We start from the raw sequence: 18,212 nt of genomic DNA on the forward strand, positions 1-18,212 counted from the left end.
TGCTCCTCAGGCCTTGGCCGCAGCCACGGCTTTCTGCGCCGCATCGTTGAGATCGTTGGCCGGCGTGATCGCCAGGCCGGAGTTGGCGAGCAGTTCGCGGCCCAGCTCCACGTTGGTGCCCTGCAGGCGCACCACCACGGGGATCTTCAGACCCACTTCCTTCACGGCCGCGATGATGCCTTCGGCGATCAGGTCGCAACGCACGATGCCGCCGAAGATGTTGACCAGGATGGCCTTCACCTTGTCGGAGGAAAGAATCAGCTTGAACGCCTCGGTGACGCGTTCCTTGGTGGCGCCGCCGCCGACGTCAAGGAAGTTGGCCGGCTCGCCGCCTGCCAGCTGGATCACGTCCATGGTGGCCATGGCCAGACCGGCGCCGTTGACCATGCAGCCGATGGTGCCGTCCATCGTCACGTAGTTGAGGTTGTGCACGACGGCAGCAGCCTCGGCAGCGTCTTCCTGGGTCAGGTCGCGCATGGCGGCCAGGTCGGGATGACGGAACTCGGCGTTGTCGTCGGAGTTGACCTTGCCGTCGAGGGCGGCGAGGTTGCCGTCTTCGAGGATGGCGAGCGGGTTCAGCTCGACCAGGGCCAGGTCCTTCTCGTTGAACAGCTTGTACAGGCCCAGCATGATCTTGGTCAGCTGGCCGACCTGCTTCGCGTTGAGGTCCATGGCGAAGCCGAGCTGGCGGCACTGGTAGGGCTGCAGGCCTTCGACGAAGTCCACCACGATGGTGTGGATGTCTTCGGGCGTGTCCTTGGCGACCTGCTCGATGTCCACGCCACCGTGCTTGGAGGCGATGAACGAGACCGACTTGCTGTCACGATCGGTCAGGATCGACAGGTACAGCTCCTTGGCGATGTTGGTCGCGTCGGTGACCAGCACCAGGTTCACCGGCAGCGCACGGCCGGCCGACTGGTAGGTTTCCATGTTGGTGCCCAGCATGCCCTTGGCAGCTGCGCGCACGTCGTCGAGGCTCTTGCAGAACTTGACGCCGCCGGCCTTGCCGCGGCCGCCTGCGTGGATCTGTGCCTTGACCATCCACTGCGAACCACCAAGGTGCTTGGCGGCGTCGACAGCGGCATCGGGAGAGTTGGCGACCTTGCCCGGGGGCACGGCAATGCCGTACTTCGCGAACAATTCTTTGGCCTGGTACTCGTGGAAATTCATGGATACCTCGAGAGTACGGGGAAACATGGCGGCCGGACGGACTGTGGGTGATCCGTACGGTCAGGGGAACGACGGCGGTACAAGCGCTGCCGGGATGCAGTGCGCCGCCGTCAGGCCTGTCGACATGACGAAAACCGCGCAATACGGCCCGGTATTTTCGCAGCAGCGGCCACCAATGGAAAGGGGCCGGGCGGCCTGGGGGCTATCGGACCCTGCTTGAGCGGGGCCGCCCGCAAGTCTCCAAAGCCCCGTCTATACTGGTCCGGACCGCCTTTGGGCCGACTGAGAGAGACCCGGTGTCGAGCACCATCCAGCCTGCCTACCCCGCCGCGCGCACCGCCCCCGAGGCGGCGCGCCACGAGCTGTTGTTCCTCAATTGTTTCCGCCTGGCCCAGGCCCTGGTCTACGTGGGTCTGGCCCTGAGCCCGAGCACCCTGGGCTGGCCCAAGCTGGCGGATGTCGGCCTGGCCCGCGGCGTGGCGGTGCTGTTCCTGCTGTTCGCGCTGGGCATGCTCTCGCTGACCCGCCGCTCCACGCCCTGGTTGCGCTGGACGGTGTCCGGCGCCCTGGTGGTGGACATCATCGCGGCGGTGCTGGCCATCATCACCATGCACGACGCCCGCATCGGCATCGCCATGATGCTGGCGGTAAACCTAGCCGCCGGCGCGCTAATCCTGCCATTGCGGCTTTCGTGTTTTTTTGCGGCGCTGGCCACCCTTGGCGTGATTGGCCATTCGGTGCTCGAAGCCCGGGGCCAGGGCGGCATGGACCGCGAGCTGCTCGAATCGAGCCTGTTCGGCCTGGCCTACTTCGCCATCACCATGCTGTGCTACGTGCTGAGCCGGCAGATCCGCGCCAGTGAGGCACTGGCCGAACAGCGCGGCGTGGACCTGGCCAACCTGGCCCAGGTCAACGAGCTGATCATCCGTCGCATGAAGACGGGCGTGCTGCTGGTGGACGATGCCAACCGCATCCACCAGATGAACGAGTCCGCCTGGATGCTGCTGGGCAATCCCGCCGCCGACCAACGCGACCTGGGCCGCGTGGCGCCGGAACTCTCGCGCCGCCTGTACCACTGGATGACCTCGGGCAAGCTGGACGAGTCCGCCACCCAGCTGGCCGACGGCGTGCCCGAAGTGGTGCCGCGCTTCAGCCGACTGGCGCCGAACGACGATTCGCACGTGCTGATCTTCCTGGACGACACCTCGCTGGTGTCGCGTCGCGCCGAGGAGCTCACGCTCAGTTCGCTGGGTCGGTTGTCGGCTTCGATCGCCCACGAAATCCGCAATCCGCTGGCGGCGATCCGCTATTCCGCGCAGCTGCTGGCCGAGTCCGAAGACCTGCCGCCCACCGACCAGCGCATGGTGGAGATCATCAACAACCACTGCGTGCGATTGAACGAGATCATCGAGAACATCCTGCAGTTGTCGCGGCGCGAACGCTCACGCCCGGAAACGCTGGACCTGGGCACCTGGGCCAACCAGTTTGTGGACGAATACCGCCAGGGCAACGACCTTGGCGAGGATTCGCTGCGCGTGATCCAGGCCAGCACGCCGGTGGCGGCCGTGGCCGATCCGCAGCAGTTGCAGCAGGTGGTGTGGAATCTCGTGCAGAACGCGCTGCGTTATGGACGCATGCCAGGCGAACCGGCGCGCGTGATGGTGGTGGCGCGTCATGGCGAACATGGCGTGCCGATACTCGAAGTGATCGATCGCGGTCCGGGCATTGCGCCCAAGGTCGCCGCGCAGATTTTCGAGCCGTTTTATACGACGCACGAATATGGGACTGGCCTGGGTCTTTATCTCGCGCGCCAGATGAGTGAGGCGAATCAGGCCTCGCTGGAATATGTGCGTGTGGCGGGCGGCGGTAGTTGCTTCCGACTGGTGTTGACGCCGGCGCGTGTGGGCAAGGCGACTGGGGACACAGCAGCGGCCGGCTGAGTCTGCAACATTTGGCCGAACCTCGGCCCAGCTCTCTGTAGGAGCGCACTTGTGCGCGACCATCCCGCGATGAGGCATCGACGAAGCGCTGCGGTCGCGCACAAGTGCGCTCCTACAAAAAAAAGAGAACGGAGAACCGAGGCGTGCGATCACGTCTCGCGGACGATCAACTCCACCGGCAACGTTTCCGATTGCTCCGGCTCGTCGCCGATCAGCGCCAGCACCTTGCGCGCCAGCAGGGTGCCGCCTTCCTGCCAGTCCTGTCGCACCGAACTCAGCGGCGGCAGGAAGCTCGCGGCCAGCGGCATATCGTCGTAACCCACCACCGACACGTCGCCGGGTACGCTGCGGCCAAGCGTGTTGAGCGCGCGGATCGCACCCATGGCCAACAGGTCGCTGCAGGCAAATACCGCATCAAAGGGCACGCCGCGATCCATCAGCGAATGCATGGCGTCGCCGCCCGAGGCCAGGGTGAATTCGTCGCGGCGTATCAGCAGCGGCTTGATGCCATGCGCGGCCAGCGCATCCACGAAGCCGTTGAGTCGCTCGAAGATCTCGGGGTGATTGGGGTTGCCCACGAATACGGGATTGCGGCGACCCAGACGAATGAAGTGTTCCGCCACCACGCGGCCGCCCTGGCGGTTGTCGCTGCCCACCACGACGTGTTCGTCGCCCGGGGCGCCCCACACCACCATCGGCAGGCCCAGCTTGTCGAAGCGGCGCACCGCGTCCTGGCGTGAGCCCTGGCCGAGCAGGATGAGGCCATCGGCCGCCTGCACCGCGGCAGCCGTCGCACCCTGGCGGGTGGTCAGCAGCACGCTGTAGCCGTGCTCGGTCAGTTCCTGGGAGATGCCGCCGAGCAGGATCAGCGGATAGGGATCAAGCATGGTGCGGTCGTGGGAAGGCTTCATTTCCACGATCACCGCAACCGTATGGCTGCGGCGCAGGCGCAGGTTGCGCGCGCTCACATTGAGCTTGTAGCCGAGCTCGTGCGCGAGCGCCTGCAGGCGCTCGCGGGTCTCGCGCTGCACCAGCGGGCTGTCGCTGAGCGCCCGCGAGATGGTGATCTTGGATACCCCGGCCACCTTCGCCAGATCCGCCATGGTCAGACTGGCGGAAGGCGTGGCGCCCTGGCGATTCTTTTGCTGACGACTCAAGACCTGGCCCCAATGTCTTGTGAGCGATCGCACGGCATCCGCACGACGGCCAACCTTGGCAAACCCCGACAGTGTCGTGGTTTGCACTGCCAACGTCCAACACCGTATGGAAACATCGCTCCCCTACCTCTTGCCCAGCCGGCACGCGCTCTTTCGGTGGCGCAAGACCTTGCGCTCGCAACACACCATCCATGAGATCGATTTCAGGCGCAACGATGTTGTGCCGCAGCAAATGTTATCGATATCTTGATATCGATAACATTTGCTGCGAAGCTCCGCCCGCACACCAAAAAGCCAGGCTGGTCCACGCCTCTAGTGGTCCCGCCAAAAAGCAGAAAATAAGAGCGGAGAGAGACGTTGGATCAACCAGAAACGGCGCAGGTCTTGCCGCCCTTTGGCCGTGCTTTGCGCGACGCCTGGGTGGTCACCCGTGAGAACGCCGATCCTGCCGGTTTCGCGCAGGATGAAAGCCTGTTCGCCCTTTCCAACGGCGCGCTGGGCGTGCGCGGCGGACTGGAGGAAGGCGACAGCCCGAGCCAGGCCTGTTTCCTGGCTGGCGCCTGGGAACGCACGCCGATCGAGTATCACGAGCGTTTTCCCGGTTTCGCCGCCCATACCGACACCCGCATTCCGGTCGCCGACGGCACGCGCATCCATCTGCGCCTTGGAGACACGCCGGTACGCCTTGGCGACGGCGAGTGGCTGCACTTCGAGCGAGCCCTGGACTTGCGCAGCGGCAGTTATCGCCGGCAGTTGCGCTGGCGCTCGCCCGACGGAGCGACCTTGCTGATCGATGCCGAACGCATCGTCAGTTTCGATAGCGCCGCCCTGCTGGCGATCCGTTATCGCGTGCAGTCGATCGACTACTCCGGGCCGATCACGCTGGAGTCCTGCATCAGCACGGCACGCCACGCCACCGAACAAGGCGACGACCCGCGCATCGGCACGCGCGTGGACGGCGGCCTGGCCAGTATCGACGCGGCAGCGGGCGACCTGCTCGCCCACGTGCTTCAGCGCACCGCCCACAGCAACATCCGCGTGGCGTGCATGCAGCAGCACGCGATCATCGATGACAGCCTGGGCTTTCGCCTGGCCAATCTCGCGCAGCATGGCGTGATGCAGGTGTTCGAAGGCGAGCTGGCGCCGGGTCAATCGGTGTCGTTCGAAAAATATGTCGCTTACGCCTGGACGCAGCCCGAGGACGACGACACCGACGCCCAACTGCTAGCGCGCACCACCAGCGCACTCTCGCAAGCGAGCACGCAAGGTTACGACGCCCTGCTTGCGCGCCAGACCCAGGCACTCGCACAGCTGTGGCATAACGCCGATCTGGCCATCGATGGCGATCCGGCCACCGAACAGGCGCTGCGCTTCAACCTGTTCCACGTGTTCCAGTCCAGCAGTCGCGATGGCCAGGGCACCACTGCGGCCAAGGGCCTCACCGGCGAAGGCTACGAAGGCCACTACTTCTGGGATGCCGAGGTCTTCATGCTGCCGGCGATGGTCGCGCTTGCACCCGATGTGGCGCGCAGCATGCTGATGTACCGCCACGGCACGCTGGAGCGCGCCCGCGCCCATGCACGCGAACTCAACCACGCCCGCGGCGCGCTGTATGCGTGGCGCACCATCAGCGGCGACGAGTGCTCCGCGTATTTTCCCAGCGGCTCGGCGCAGTACCACATCAACGCCGCCGTGGCCTGGGCGATCCGCCACTATGTGGATGCCACCGGCGACGACGCCTTTCTGCGCGACGTTGGCGCCGAGATGCTGTTCGAAACGGCGCGCATATGGCTGGATATCGGCCACTTCAATCCGCGTCGCGGCGGGGCGTTCTGCATCCATGGCGTGACCGGTCCCGACGAATACACCGCGCTGGTCGACAACAACCATTACACCAACCGCATGGCGCAACGACATCTGCGCGACGCGGCTGCGGTGGCGCATTGGCTGGCCGGCTCGGCGCCGGATACCTACGCGGAACTGGCCCGCCGCATCGGCCTGGAATCGTTCGAGATCATGCAGTGGCAGCGTGCCGCGGAGCTGATGTATCTGGCCGAAGATGCGCAGCTCGGCATCTTTCCGCAGGACGACACCTTCCTCGACAAGCCGCGCATGCCGGCGCACGCGGACGGCGAAGGCAAGCGTCCGCTGTTGCTGGAACTGCATCCGCTCACCATCTATCGCCACCAGGTCGCCAAGCAGGCCGATGCGCTGCTCGCGCTGATGCTCGCCGGCGATGAGGTCAGCCTCGCCGCCAAGCGACGCAACTTCGACTATTACGAAGGCGTCACCGTGCACGACTCGACCTTGTCCGCCTCCACCTTCGGCGTGATGGGCGCGGAAGTGGGCGAAACCGAAAAGGCCTGGCGCTACTTCCAGGACAGCTTGCGCGTGGATCTGGACGATCTGCACGGCAATGCCGCGCACGGACTGCACATGGCCGCGATGGCCGGCAGCTGGTTGTCGCTGGCCTGGGGATACGGCGGCATGCGCGTGGTGAACAGCGAACTGCGCCTGCGCCCGCAACTGCCCGACGCCTGGCACCGCTATCGCTTTGGCGTCGCCTGGCAGCAGGGTCATCTTCGCGTGGAAGTGGATCGCACCGGCGTGCGTTACACCGTCACGCGCGGCGACAGCGTGCGCTTCAGCCATGCCGGTGAGCCGGTGCGCCTGCGCCATGGCGAATCGATCTCGATGCCGCATCGCGCACTCGAGCAAGCGCCGCTGCAGGCCGTGATCTTCGACCTTGACGGCGTGATCGCCGATACCGCCGTGGTGCATCGCGCTGCATGGGAACAATTGGCGCACGACATCGGCGCGCCGTTCGACGAACACATCGCCGAACGCATGAAAGGCGTGGACCGCCGCGGTTCGCTCGAGATTTTGCTGGAGCGTGCGCCGCACGCCTATTCCGAGCGCGAGAAACGCGTACTGGAAGACCGCAAGAACGACTACTACGTCGCACAGATCGACTGCTTCGGCCCGGGACAATTGCTGAGCGGCGCACGTCATGCCGTGGAAAGCGTGCGCGCGGCAGGCCTGCGCACCGCACTGGCATCGGCCAGCCGCAATGCCCCGCTGCTGCTGGAGCGGCTGGGCATCGCCGAACTGTTCGACTATGTGGTCGATGCGTCGCGCATCACGCACTCCAAGCCGCATCCGGAAATCTTTCTGACGGCGGCATCGGGTCTTGGCGTCGCAGCGCAAGCCTGCCTCGGCGTGGAGGATGCCGCTGCCGGCGTCGACAGCATCCTGGCCGCCGGCATGCGTGCCGTGGGTGTCGGCGATGCCACCGTGCTTGCGCGTGCCGAGGACATTTTGGCGGGTATCGATGCGTTCGATATCCAGCGCTATCTCAACCGACCACCGACCGTTCCGGGAACGGCGGCGGAGGCCGTGTCGAACCACTGATCAGGACCCTTCTGACAGCGTGCAGTACCACTCCTAAGAAACACTACAACTGCTTTTCTTTGATGGGGAGGAAACACCATGAACACGCAACGCATGACTCGTAGGCTGCTTGCCACCAGCATTGCTGCTTTGCTCGTCGCCAGTTCTCTGCACGCGCAGGATGCGGCACCCGCAGCGCAGACTCCGCCGGCACAGACCCAAGGTCCATCGGCAGCGCCAGCCGCTCCGGCGGCCAACCAGAAGAACGCCACCAATCTCGACCAGGTGGTGGTCACCGGCACCGCCGCGGCGGGCGGCCTGAAGAAGATCGACACCTCGTACTCGGTCACCGCTGCCACGCTCGACCAGATTCGCGAATTCAATCCCAAGAGCTCCGCTGACCTGCTGAAGATGGCGCCGGGTGTGTTTCCGGAATCCTCGGGCGGCCAGACCGGTGCGAACATCGAAGTTGCCGGCTTCCCGGGCGGTGGCGATGCTCCGTTCGTGACCTTCCAGCTCAATGGTTCGCCGCTGTATCCCATGCCGACGCTGTCGTTCATGGAAAACTCCTCGATGTTCCGTCTGGACGACACCATCGACCACGCCGAATTCGTGCTCGGCGGCCCGGCCGTGCTGTACGGCAATGGCCAGCCCGGCCTCACCGCGAACTTCATCCTGCGCGAAGGCACTGATACGCCCAGCGGTGATGTCGGCGTCACCTACGGTTCGGAAGGGCTGGTGCGCCTGGACGGCTTCTACGGCTTCAAGATCGCCGATGGCTGGTACGGCAGCGTCGGCGGTTTCTGGCGCAAGTCCGACGGCGTGCGCGATCCGCAGTTCGATGCCGACAAGGGTGGCCAGCTCACTGCCACCTTGACGCACAACTTCGGCGACAGCGGCTCGATCATGTTCTATGCGCGCGACCTGAAGGACCACAACCAGTTCGTCACCGATACGCCGATCCTCAATCCGGGCCGCGGCCAGTTTGAAAACTACCCCGGCTTCGATGCGCTCACCGGCACCTTCGGCAGCAAGGCCGATCAGTACAACTTCCTGCAGACCACGCCTTGCAACACGGCCGGCTGCCAGCCCGGCGGCCAGCACGTGAACCTGGCCGACGGCCGCGGTGCGGACATCTTCTCCGTGGGCGGCAATCTGGACCTGACCTTTGGCGACAACTGGAACGTCTCGGACAAGTTCAATTTCACCGGCGGCCAGATGAACACGACCGCCTTCTTCAGCACGGGCGCCAACCCGCAGACGCTGAGCAGCTATATCGACGACCAGATCACCGCCAACGGCCTTCCTGCCGGCACCACCGCCACTGCCGTGTACACCAACAACGGCCAGGCGGCGGACATGAACCAGAACGTGACCACGCAAGGCCTGTGGTATGTGCACAAGCGCATCCAGGGCGCCACCAACGAGTTCCACATCAGCAAGGAAATCTTCGACGGCAACACGCTGACCGTGGGCAACTACACCGCGGTCTACAACGATCACGACACCTGGTTCCTGGGCAACAACATGTTGCTGCAGGCGAAGAACAACCCCAGCCCGATCGCTGTGTCGCTGAGCAATGGCGATGTGCTGTCCAGCCCGGGTGGTTTCGTGAGCGGCCCGTCCACGGCCATTCGTGAGGCGTGGAACGGCTTCAACACCGCCTTCTTCCTCACCGACTCGTGGAAGCTCGACAAGTGGTTGTTCGACGCCGGCGTGCGCGTGGAGCGCCAGGAAGCCAATGGCCGCATCCAGAACACTGCCACGGGCGATCTGGACAACAACCCGACCACGCTCTACAACAACAACTCGCAGTACGTGGTGGGCGGCAACAACTACATCAACTACGCCAAGACCGCGCCTTCGTGGACCATCGGCGCCAACTACGAAATCCAGAGCAATATGAGCGTGTACGCCCGTATCAACGACGGCGTGCACTTCCCGGGTTTCGATGACTTGCGCGGCCTGCCCAGCCAACCGATCAACAAGATCCACAATATGGAAGTGGGTTACAAATACCAGGCGGACTGGGTGTACCTGGATGTGAACGCGTACCGCAAGCTGTTCTACAACGTGCCGTACACGATCACCCAGGGCAATGGCCAGCAGTTCTCGTTCGACTACGGCTCGGCCACCAAGGGCATCAACTTCACCACGGTGCTCAAGCCGATCCCGAACGCTCCCGGCTTCCAGCTCGCCCTCAGCGGCGATTACATGGACGGCCACTACACCCACAGCGCCGCCTGCACGCCTTATATGACGCAGGATGGCACCGAGGCCTGCGCCAGCCTCGATGGCATGCAGTTGCAGCGCCAGCCCAAGTTCCAGGGCCGCCTGACGCCGTCGTACGACTTCCCCACCTCGTTCGGCAGCATGAAGTTCTGGATCACCTATGAGTACGTGGGCAATCGCTACGGCGACCTGATCGAACAGCAGCCGCTGGGCGATTACTACAGCTGGAGCTTCGGCGCCACGGCCAACATCGGCCAGAGCTGGCAGGTGAACCTGCAAGGCACTAACTTGACCAACGAGATCGGCGTGACGGAGGGCAACTCGCGCCTGTTCGGCTTCGCCAGCACCAACGGCGTGATTCTGGCGCGCTCGATCGAAGGTCGCGAGGTCAACCTGCAGGTCAAGTACAAGTTCTAAAGAGCACTTCCCTCGACTGTCCCGGTCCGCCACTAGTGCGGCGGACCGGGACCTTTTTAAACCTCATTACGAGGTGTGCATGAACCGGTTCCGCATGGTCGTGGCGTTGGCGACGATTTACATGGTGTTCGCGATACTGCTCAACAGTGTCGGCACGGTGATCCTGCAGTCCATCCACACCTTCGGTATCGACAAGCCGCAGGCCAGCCTGCTGGAACTGTTCAAGGACTTGCCGATCGCCCTCACCTCGTTCCTGGTGGCCTCGTTTCTGCCACGGCTGGGTTACCGTCGCGCGATGATGCTGGCGTTGGGCATCGTGGGCAGCGCCTGCGTGCTGATGCCGCTGCTGCCGAGTTTTCACACCACCGAATTATTGTTCACCTGCGTCGGCGTGTCGTTCGCGCTGGCGAAGGTGGCCGTGTATTCCTCCATCGGCCTGCTGACTGACAGCAAGGCCGAGCATGGTCGACTCACCAATACTATCGAAGGGCTGTTCATGCTGGGCGTGTTGGCCAGCGGCTGGCTGTTCAGCGCGTTCATCGACCACGGCAACCCGGCCAACCCATCCTGGTTCAACGTGTACTGGGTGCTGGCCCTGATGTGCTTCGGCACCATTGCGCTGCTGTCGGGCGCACAGCTGGATGAAACGGCAGCCCATGGCGGCTCGCCGCTGTCGCTGGTGCAGGCCATGCGCGACATGTATCGACTGCTGATGCGCACGCTGGTGTACGTCTTCCTGCTGTCGGCGTTTCTCTACGTGCTGATTGAACAGAGCTTCAGCACGTGGCTGCCGACATTCAACAACGAGATCCTCAAGCTGCCCAATGCGATGAGCATCCAGATGGCGAGCATCCTGGCCGGCGCGACGGCGTTGGGTCGCATTCTTGCCGGGCAGCTGCTGCGCCGGATGTCGTGGCACGTGCTGCTCAATCTGTGCGTGGTGGGCATGGGCGCATTGATCCTGCTGGTACTTCCATTGGCGAGCCATCCCGCGACTGGCACGGAGGTGGGTTGGTTCAACGCGCCTGTCGCTGCCTACCTGATCCCGCTGATCGGTTTGCTGATGGCGCCGATCTACCCGGTCATCAATTCGGTGGCCTTGAGCTCGCTGCCCAAGCCCTCGCACGCGGCCATGACCGGCCTTATCGTGATCTTCTCCGCGCTGGGCGGCACGCTGGGTTCGCGCATCACTGCCATCGTCTTCACCAACTTCGGCGGCATCCACGCGTTCTATTTTTCGCTGGTGCCGATGACGCTGATCCTGGTGACGCTGTTCTTCTTCAAGCGCGAAACCGACCGATCGGCGCTGCCCGCCTTGCTGGCACCGGAGGGTGCGGCGTGAGTTTCACGCGCCGCCAGTTCCTGGCGTCGGGCGTGGTGGCGGCGGGAGCCGCGCTGACATCGAAGTGGACGGCAGCCGCTGGCAACCGGACGACGGGTGCACGCAACGTCCTTCTGATCGTCGCTGATGACCACGGTTACGACATGTCCGGCGTGGGGACGGCAGTTCATACACCCGCACTTGATCGGCTGGCACGCGAAGGTACCTTGTTCACCGATGCCTATGCCTCGGTGTCGTCGTGCAGCTCCAGCCGCTCGACGCTGTATACGGGCCTGTACTCGCATACCAACGGCATGTACGGCCTGGCGCACGACGTACACAACTTCTCGCTGCTGGAAGACGTCAAGACGCTGCCGTGGATGCTCAAGCAGCACGGCTACGCCACTGCGCTGGTGGGCAAGCTGCATGTGAAGCCGGAGGCCGCACTTGCCTACGATGCGTGGCTATTGCCGGAGCAAGCGGGTAACCGCGACGTGGCCGCCATGGGGCATGCCGCCGGGCAGTGGATGCGCGCTCAGGGTGCGAAGCCGTTCTTTCTTACCATCGGTTACAGCGACCCGCATCGCGCCGGCGATGCCTCGCAGTTCGGCAACACGCGCGACTGGCCGGAAGTTCAGCGCATGCGCTATCGGCCGCAGGAGGTGACCATTCCCTCGCATCTGCCGGACCTGCCGGGCGTGCGCGAGGACCTCGCCCAGTACTACGAAGCGGTGAGCCGGATGGACAGCGGCGTGGACATCCTGCTGCGCGAACTGCAGGCCTCGGGGCACGCCGACGACACGCTGGTGATCTATCTGTCCGACAACGGCCGCCCGTTTCCCGGCGCCAAGGACAATCTCTACTACGAAGGCATCCATCTGCCGCTGATCGTTCGAGCGCCGAAGGCGACGCGTCGCGGCATCCGCAACAACGCGATGGTTAGCTGGATCGACATCACGCCCACCATCCTCGACTGGGCCGGCGTGTCGCCGCCGCAGGGCTATCGCTATCTGCCGCTGCCCGGCCGTTCGCTGTTGCCGATCCTGGAGCAGGCAACGCCCGGCGGCTGGGACGAGGTGTTTGCCACGCACTCCTTCCACGAGATCGATCAGTACTACCCCACCCGTTCATTGCGCACGCGGGGCTACAGCTATTTCGTGAATCTGCAGCCCAGCCTGCGCGTGCCGATTGCCAGCGACGTGGCGCTATCGCCATCGTGGAAGGCCATCACGAGCACGCCGGGCGCCCGTCTGGGCAAGCGCACGCTCGAAGCATTTGAGCATCGCCCCGACGAAGAACTCTACGATTTGCACGCCGACCCGGACGAAGTAGTGAACCTGGCCGGCGAGGCGAGCCATGCCCACGTGCTGGCCGACCTGCGCACGCAGCTCGCGCGCTGGCGCACCGCCACGCACGATCCGTGGATGGCCGGCATCACCAATCCTTTTGGACCCGCCCGCTAAGCGCGCGAGTGATCACCCGATGGAACAAGGAAGACGCGCCCCATGAAGTCCCCGCTACGACAACTGCCACGCGCGGCTGCCATAGGCCTGCTGTTTGTTGCCGCCCGCGTCAGCGCGGCCACCGATCCCAGCTTTGTGCTCACCGGCACGTCGGAACAATTTGGCAGCTATTTCCCCAGTTACCTGGCCAACGGCTACTACTCCACGCTCACCTCGGTGCGTGGCACCGAACCGACCATGGGCTACATGGTCGCGACCATGGACTATGCGAAGGACGATATCGCCCGTCCCGCGGCCATGCCCGGCTGGAACGAGATCGACTACAACCCCGGTGGCGGCTGGCTCAATTCCACCCGCGTGGCGAAGGAGATCTTCACCGACTACTCGCAGACGCTGGACATGTACGGCGCCACGCTGAGCACGAAGTACCGCTTCGCCTACGCCAACAAGTCCACCGACGTGCAGGTCACCACCTTCGTCAGCCAGGACGCGGGGCATCTTGCCGCCACGCGCCTTACGCTCACGCCGCAGTTCGACGGCAGCGTGCAGCTGACCTTTCCCATTCGCCTGTGGTCGGAACACCAGCCGCGTTTCCCCATCGGCAAGATGACTGGCGACGAGATGATCGCCGCGGTGATCGCCAGCGGGCAGAACCTGGACAACAAACCCGTGCCGACGCCGGATCGCGCGGCCGTGTGGTACCCGGGCGTGGTGCGCATCCAGTCCAACGGTGGCGACACCAAGACGCTTACGCTGTGGCTGGATGGACGCGCCGAGCAAGGCGTCGCCGTGGCGCAGGCGGTGGCGGTTGAGCTGCCCAAGGGGCTGGACGTCGAAGACGTGCAGCTCGAAAAGGGGCCGTACAAGCTCTCGCTGAACCTCAAGGCCAGGCTGCACAAGGGCCAGAGTTACACCTTCACCAAATATATCGCCGCGTCGCGCGAAGGCTGGGGCGGCAATGCGCAGGCCGATCTCGCACTCGCCACGCAGGCGCGCAAGACCGGCTTCGACGCCTTGCTCGCCAAGCATCAGGCCGCGTGGCATACGCTGTGGCAGTCGGATATCCGCATTGAGGGCGATGCCAAGGTGCAGCAGGCGGTGCATTCGGATCTCTACTATCTGCTGTCCAACACCACCGTGGGCACGAGCTGGCCGATGGGCGCGTGTGCGCTCACGCCGGGCTACGCTGGCCATGCGTTCTGGGACAGCGATTCATGGGTGTTCCCCGCCCTGCTTTTGTTGCATCCGGAACGCGCCAAGCCGATCGTGATGTTCCGTCACCGCACCATCGGCCCCGCGCAGGATCGCGCCAGGCAGTACGGCGTGAAGGGCACGATGTATCCGTGGGAATCCGATCCGGAAACCGGCAAGGATTACACACCGCATTTTGCCTACGGCGTGTTCCGCGAGGTCCACGTCAATGCCGACATCGCCATCGCGCAGTGGCAGTACTACAACGCCACCGGCGACGAGGCGTGGCTGAAGCAAGTCGGCTGGCCGGTGATCGAGCAGGTGGCCACCTTCTGGGCCAGCCGCGTCAGCTATGACAAGGCCAGCGACCGCTACGAGATCCACCACGTCACCTCGCCCGACGAAGCCTACGACGACGTACCCAACGACTCGTTCACCAATGCGGTGGCGCAGAAGGCGCTGCGCATTGCGGTGAAGGCGGCGAAGAAGGTGGGCGCAAACGCCGATCCGCAGTGGAGCGTGATCGCCGACAAGATGTATGTTCCGTTCGATGAGAAGAACCAGCGCCATCTCGATTTCGATGCGTCGGTGCCGCACGACAAGATCACCTGGATGGGTTCGTCGCTGGCATGGCTGATGTATCCCAACCTCGACCTGCCGATGACGCCGCAGATTCGCCGCAACGATTTCGACTTCCAGCTGCACGAGCTGAAGGAACACGGCGACGATCCGAACGAAATGATGATGGTGATGCTGGCCGTGGGCTCGGCCGAACTGGGCGACGCGCAGGGCGCCAACGACTGGATCCAGCGCAACCTGGTGGGCTTCCTCAAGCCGCCGTTCAACGTGCGCACCGAAACGGTGGCGAACAACGCGGGCTACATCCTCGCCACCTCCGCCGGTTTCGTGCAGAGCTTCGTCTACGGACTGAGCGGCTTGCGCATCGATGACGATGGCCTCACCCAGGCCTACGCACCGACCTTGCCATCAGCGTGGAAATCGATGCAGCTCAAGGGCGTGCATTTCCGCGGCAAGCAATACGACATCACCGTCGAGCATGGCGCCGACGGCAAGGCGCGACTGACGCGCAAGACGCTGTAAGCGCCAACGCGATGAAGACACACGATCACGCACCGACCCGGGAGCCGATATGAATCGCCAAGCCCATCCTTCGTTTCTTCGTCCTCGCCTTATCGCCTTCGCGCTTTCATGCGCCGTCGCCAGCACGGCGTTCGCCGCCGCCACACCCGATCCGGCGAAAACGCGCACCTATATCGACAAGGCCTGGACCACGTTGACGCGCTCGCAGGAAGACTGCGCCTCGCTGGTCGACACCAAGGTGGTCGGGCATCCGGTGCTCTACGTGCCTGCAGGGCAAGCCGTGCCGGATGCGGTGACAGCCATCGGCAAACGTTGCGGCGTCGACGTGCGTCCGCTGCCCAAGAAGGTGGAGCAGCTGGGCGATATCGATGCGACCCGGCTGCCGCAGCAGGGCCTGCTCTATCTGCCGCATCCTTATGTAGTGCCCGGCGGCTTCTTCAACGAGATGTACGGCTGGGACAGCTATTTCATCCAGCTCGGACTGGTGGCGGATCACCGCCTCGACCTGGCCAGGGACATGGTCGACAACGCGCTGTTCGAAGTGGAGAACTACGGCGGCGTGCTCAATGCCAACCGCACGTATTACCTCAGCCGCTCGCAGCCGCCTTTCCTCACCGCGATGATGACCGCGGTGCTGGATGACCCCGCCGCCTTCCCGAACGCGGACGCGCGGCGCGAGTGGCTGGCCAAGGCTTATCCACTTGCGGTGCGCAATTACGAGATCTGGACGCGTCCCGAACATCGCGCCGGCGATACGGGCTTGGCGCGCTATTACGACCTCGGCAGCGGCCCGGTGCTCGAAGCGAAGGACAGCGAGTACTACAAAGGCGTGATCCGCTGGCTGCGTGCGCATCCCAAAGACGATCCCGGCTATCTGATCAAGGCTGCTGAGCATCCGAGCGATGCAGAGGCGGCCACGCTCAAGGATGCAAGCTGCGACGTGCACACTTCGAAAGTGTGTGAAGGCGCCTGGGTGGATGGTTATCGGCTCACTGCGGATTATTTCCACGGCGACCGCGCGATGCGCGAATCGGGTTTCGACACCAACGCGCATTTCGGCCCGTTTGGCGGCTCCACCCATCACTATGCCGATGCCAGCCTCAATAGCCTGCTTTATCGCTACGAGCGCGACCTGCACGATTTTGCCCTGCAGCTGGGCAAGGCCGGCGAGGCGGATCGCTGGGCCAAGGCCGCCGACGCACGCAAGGCAGCGATGGACAAATACCTGTGGAACGCGCAGGCCGGCATGTATCTCGACTACGACTTCATCGCCGGCAAGCCCTCGCCGCTGCCCTACGTCACCACCTATTACCCGCTATGGGCCGGCATCGCTTCGCCGCAACAGGCGGCGACCTTGCGCGGCAAGCTCAGCGTGTTCGAGCGCAAGGGCGGCCTGAGCATGGATAACCATCCGGCCGGCGTGCAGTGGGGCGAACCGTTTGGCTGGGCGCCCACCAACTGGCTGGCGATCAAGGGACTCGACGACTACGGCTTCCACGACGACGCCCGCCGCCTCGCCGGCAAATTCGCCACCACCGTGGACCAGGGCCTCGCCGACGACGGCACCATCCGCGAGAAATACAACATGGTGCTCGGCAATGCCGATGTGAAGGTGATGGCCGGCTATAGCGAAAACGTGGTGGGTTTCGGCTGGACCAACGGCGTGTATCTGAAGCTGCATGAGTTGCTCGATGGCAAGGCGAAGAAGGCCGCACCTGCTGCCAAGACGGAGAAGACGCCGTGACGCGCGGCGCGGCCGTTCGGTTTGCGCTCGCCACGGCGCTTTTGGGTGGTGTGCTTCACGCGCAGGATGCCAAGCCCACGGTACGCGCCGACGGTAGCGTGCATGTAGGCAACATCACCCTTCCCTACTCATCGGAAGCTTCGCCGGAGGCGCGAGCCTTCTTTCCCAAGATGCTCGCCGCCGGCAGCAAGGCGCCGCCGATCACCGCGCCGATCGAACAGAGCCGCGCGTTCTACGACCGCATGAACACCGATCGCGCCCATCGCCTGATGGCGCTTTACCCGGTCAAGACCCATCGCGAAACCATTGCCGGGGTGCTGACGGATGTCGTGGAGCCGGCCCAGGGCATTGCACCCGAGAACCAGGGGCGCGTGCTGATCAACCTGCACGGTGGCGCCTTTCTGTGGGGCGCGCACAGCGGCGCGCTGGTGGAATCCATCCCGATCGCCAGCCTGGGCCGCATCAAGGTGATCAGCGTGGACTACCGGCAGGGGCCCGAGCACGTCTTTCCCGCCGCCAGCGAGGACGTGGAGGCGGTTTATCGCGCCCTGCTCAAGCAGTACAAGCCCGGCAGCATCGGGATCTACGGCTGTTCGGCCGGCGGCGTGCTCACCGGCGAGGCCGTGGCGCGACTGATCACCGACAAGCTTCCCGTGCCCGGCGCCATCGGCACGTTCTGCGGGTCGGTCGTGGATATGGCCGGCGATTCGGTGATGGTGGGCCCGCTGCTCAACGGCGCCCCGGTGCCGGATCACCCGCTGCGGCTGGGCGAGCTGCCCTACTTCAAGGGCGCCAGCGCGACCGATCCGCTGGTTTTTCCCGGACTTTCGCCGGAGTTGCTGCACCAGTTTCCGCCCACCCTGCTGATTACCGGTACCCGCGATGCGGCCATGAGCGCCGTCATCCGCAGCCAGACCCTGCTCAGCCAGGCCGGCGTGGCCACCGACCTGCAGGTGTGGGAGGGCATGTGGCACTCCTTCTTCTCCGACCCGGAGATGCCTGAATCGAGGGCCGCCTACGAGACCATCGTGAAATTCTTCGACAAACATTTGACGCGCGGGTAGGCGTTCACGCATATCAGTCTTT

Annotated in this window: 10 protein-coding genes; 8 read left to right on the forward strand and 2 right to left on the reverse strand. The window is 64.4% G+C overall.

Features of this window, described 5'->3' with window-relative positions; all coding sequences use genetic code 11:
- Positions 1 to 6 precede the first annotated feature (6 nt).
- Entirely contained in the window at positions 7 to 1,170 is a 1,164-nt protein-coding gene (gene sucC, locus AC1DE1_RS13560) for an ADP-forming succinate--CoA ligase subunit beta (protein WP_441605339.1), read from the reverse strand.
- A gap of 296 nt (positions 1,171 to 1,466) precedes the next feature.
- Here sucC and AC1DE1_RS13565 point away from each other — a divergent pair, with 296 nt between their 5' ends.
- On the forward strand, positions 1,467 to 3,110 hold the full coding sequence (locus AC1DE1_RS13565; RefSeq protein ID WP_477176289.1) for a sensor histidine kinase: 1,644 nt from the start codon (positions 1,467 to 1,469) through the stop codon (positions 3,108 to 3,110).
- A gap of 149 nt (positions 3,111 to 3,259) precedes the next feature.
- Here AC1DE1_RS13565 and AC1DE1_RS13570 read toward each other — a convergent pair whose 3' ends face one another.
- Entirely contained in the window at positions 3,260 to 4,213 is a 954-nt protein-coding gene (locus tag AC1DE1_RS13570) for a LacI family DNA-binding transcriptional regulator (RefSeq protein ID WP_477176306.1), read from the reverse strand.
- Positions 4,214 to 4,624: 411 nt separating this feature from the next.
- On the opposite strand from AC1DE1_RS13570, the gene pgmB reads away from it, so the two are divergent.
- The 7 genes from pgmB to AC1DE1_RS13605 all read left to right on the forward strand — a co-directional run bounded on the left by pgmB (position 4,625) and on the right by AC1DE1_RS13605 (position 18,190).
- Entirely contained in the window at positions 4,625 to 7,678 is a 3,054-nt protein-coding gene (pgmB, locus tag AC1DE1_RS13575; RefSeq protein WP_477178427.1) for a beta-phosphoglucomutase, read from the forward strand.
- 78 nt (positions 7,679 to 7,756) lie between these two features.
- On the forward strand, positions 7,757 to 10,306 hold the full coding sequence (locus AC1DE1_RS13580) for a TonB-dependent receptor (protein ID WP_477176291.1): 2,550 nt from the start codon (positions 7,757 to 7,759) through the stop codon (positions 10,304 to 10,306).
- A gap of 79 nt (positions 10,307 to 10,385) precedes the next feature.
- Positions 10,386 to 11,648: an MFS transporter gene (locus AC1DE1_RS13585; protein ID WP_441605343.1), complete on the forward strand. Its 1,263-nt coding sequence runs from the start codon at positions 10,386 to 10,388 to the stop codon at positions 11,646 to 11,648.
- Entirely contained in the window at positions 11,645 to 13,090 is a 1,446-nt protein-coding gene (locus AC1DE1_RS13590; protein WP_477176292.1) for a sulfatase family protein, read from the forward strand. Before AC1DE1_RS13585 ends, AC1DE1_RS13590 begins: the two co-directional genes overlap by 4 nt.
- A gap of 42 nt (positions 13,091 to 13,132) precedes the next feature.
- Positions 13,133 to 15,382 carry a glycosyl hydrolase family 95 catalytic domain-containing protein gene (locus tag AC1DE1_RS13595; protein ID WP_477176293.1) on the forward strand — a complete coding sequence of 750 codons (2,250 nt, stop codon included), beginning with the start codon at positions 13,133 to 13,135 and terminating at the stop codon, positions 15,380 to 15,382.
- A 49-nt stretch (positions 15,383 to 15,431) separates the two neighbouring features.
- On the forward strand, positions 15,432 to 17,126 hold the full coding sequence (locus AC1DE1_RS13600) for a trehalase family glycosidase (RefSeq protein ID WP_477176294.1): 1,695 nt from the start codon (positions 15,432 to 15,434) through the stop codon (positions 17,124 to 17,126).
- A complete protein-coding gene (locus AC1DE1_RS13605; protein ID WP_477176295.1) occupies positions 17,123 to 18,190 on the forward strand; it encodes an alpha/beta hydrolase in 1,068 nt (355 codons plus the stop codon). Before AC1DE1_RS13600 ends, AC1DE1_RS13605 begins: the two co-directional genes overlap by 4 nt.
- The last annotated feature ends 22 nt before the right edge of the window (positions 18,191 to 18,212 follow it).

Source organism: Dyella sp. 05T440, assembly GCF_056395965.1.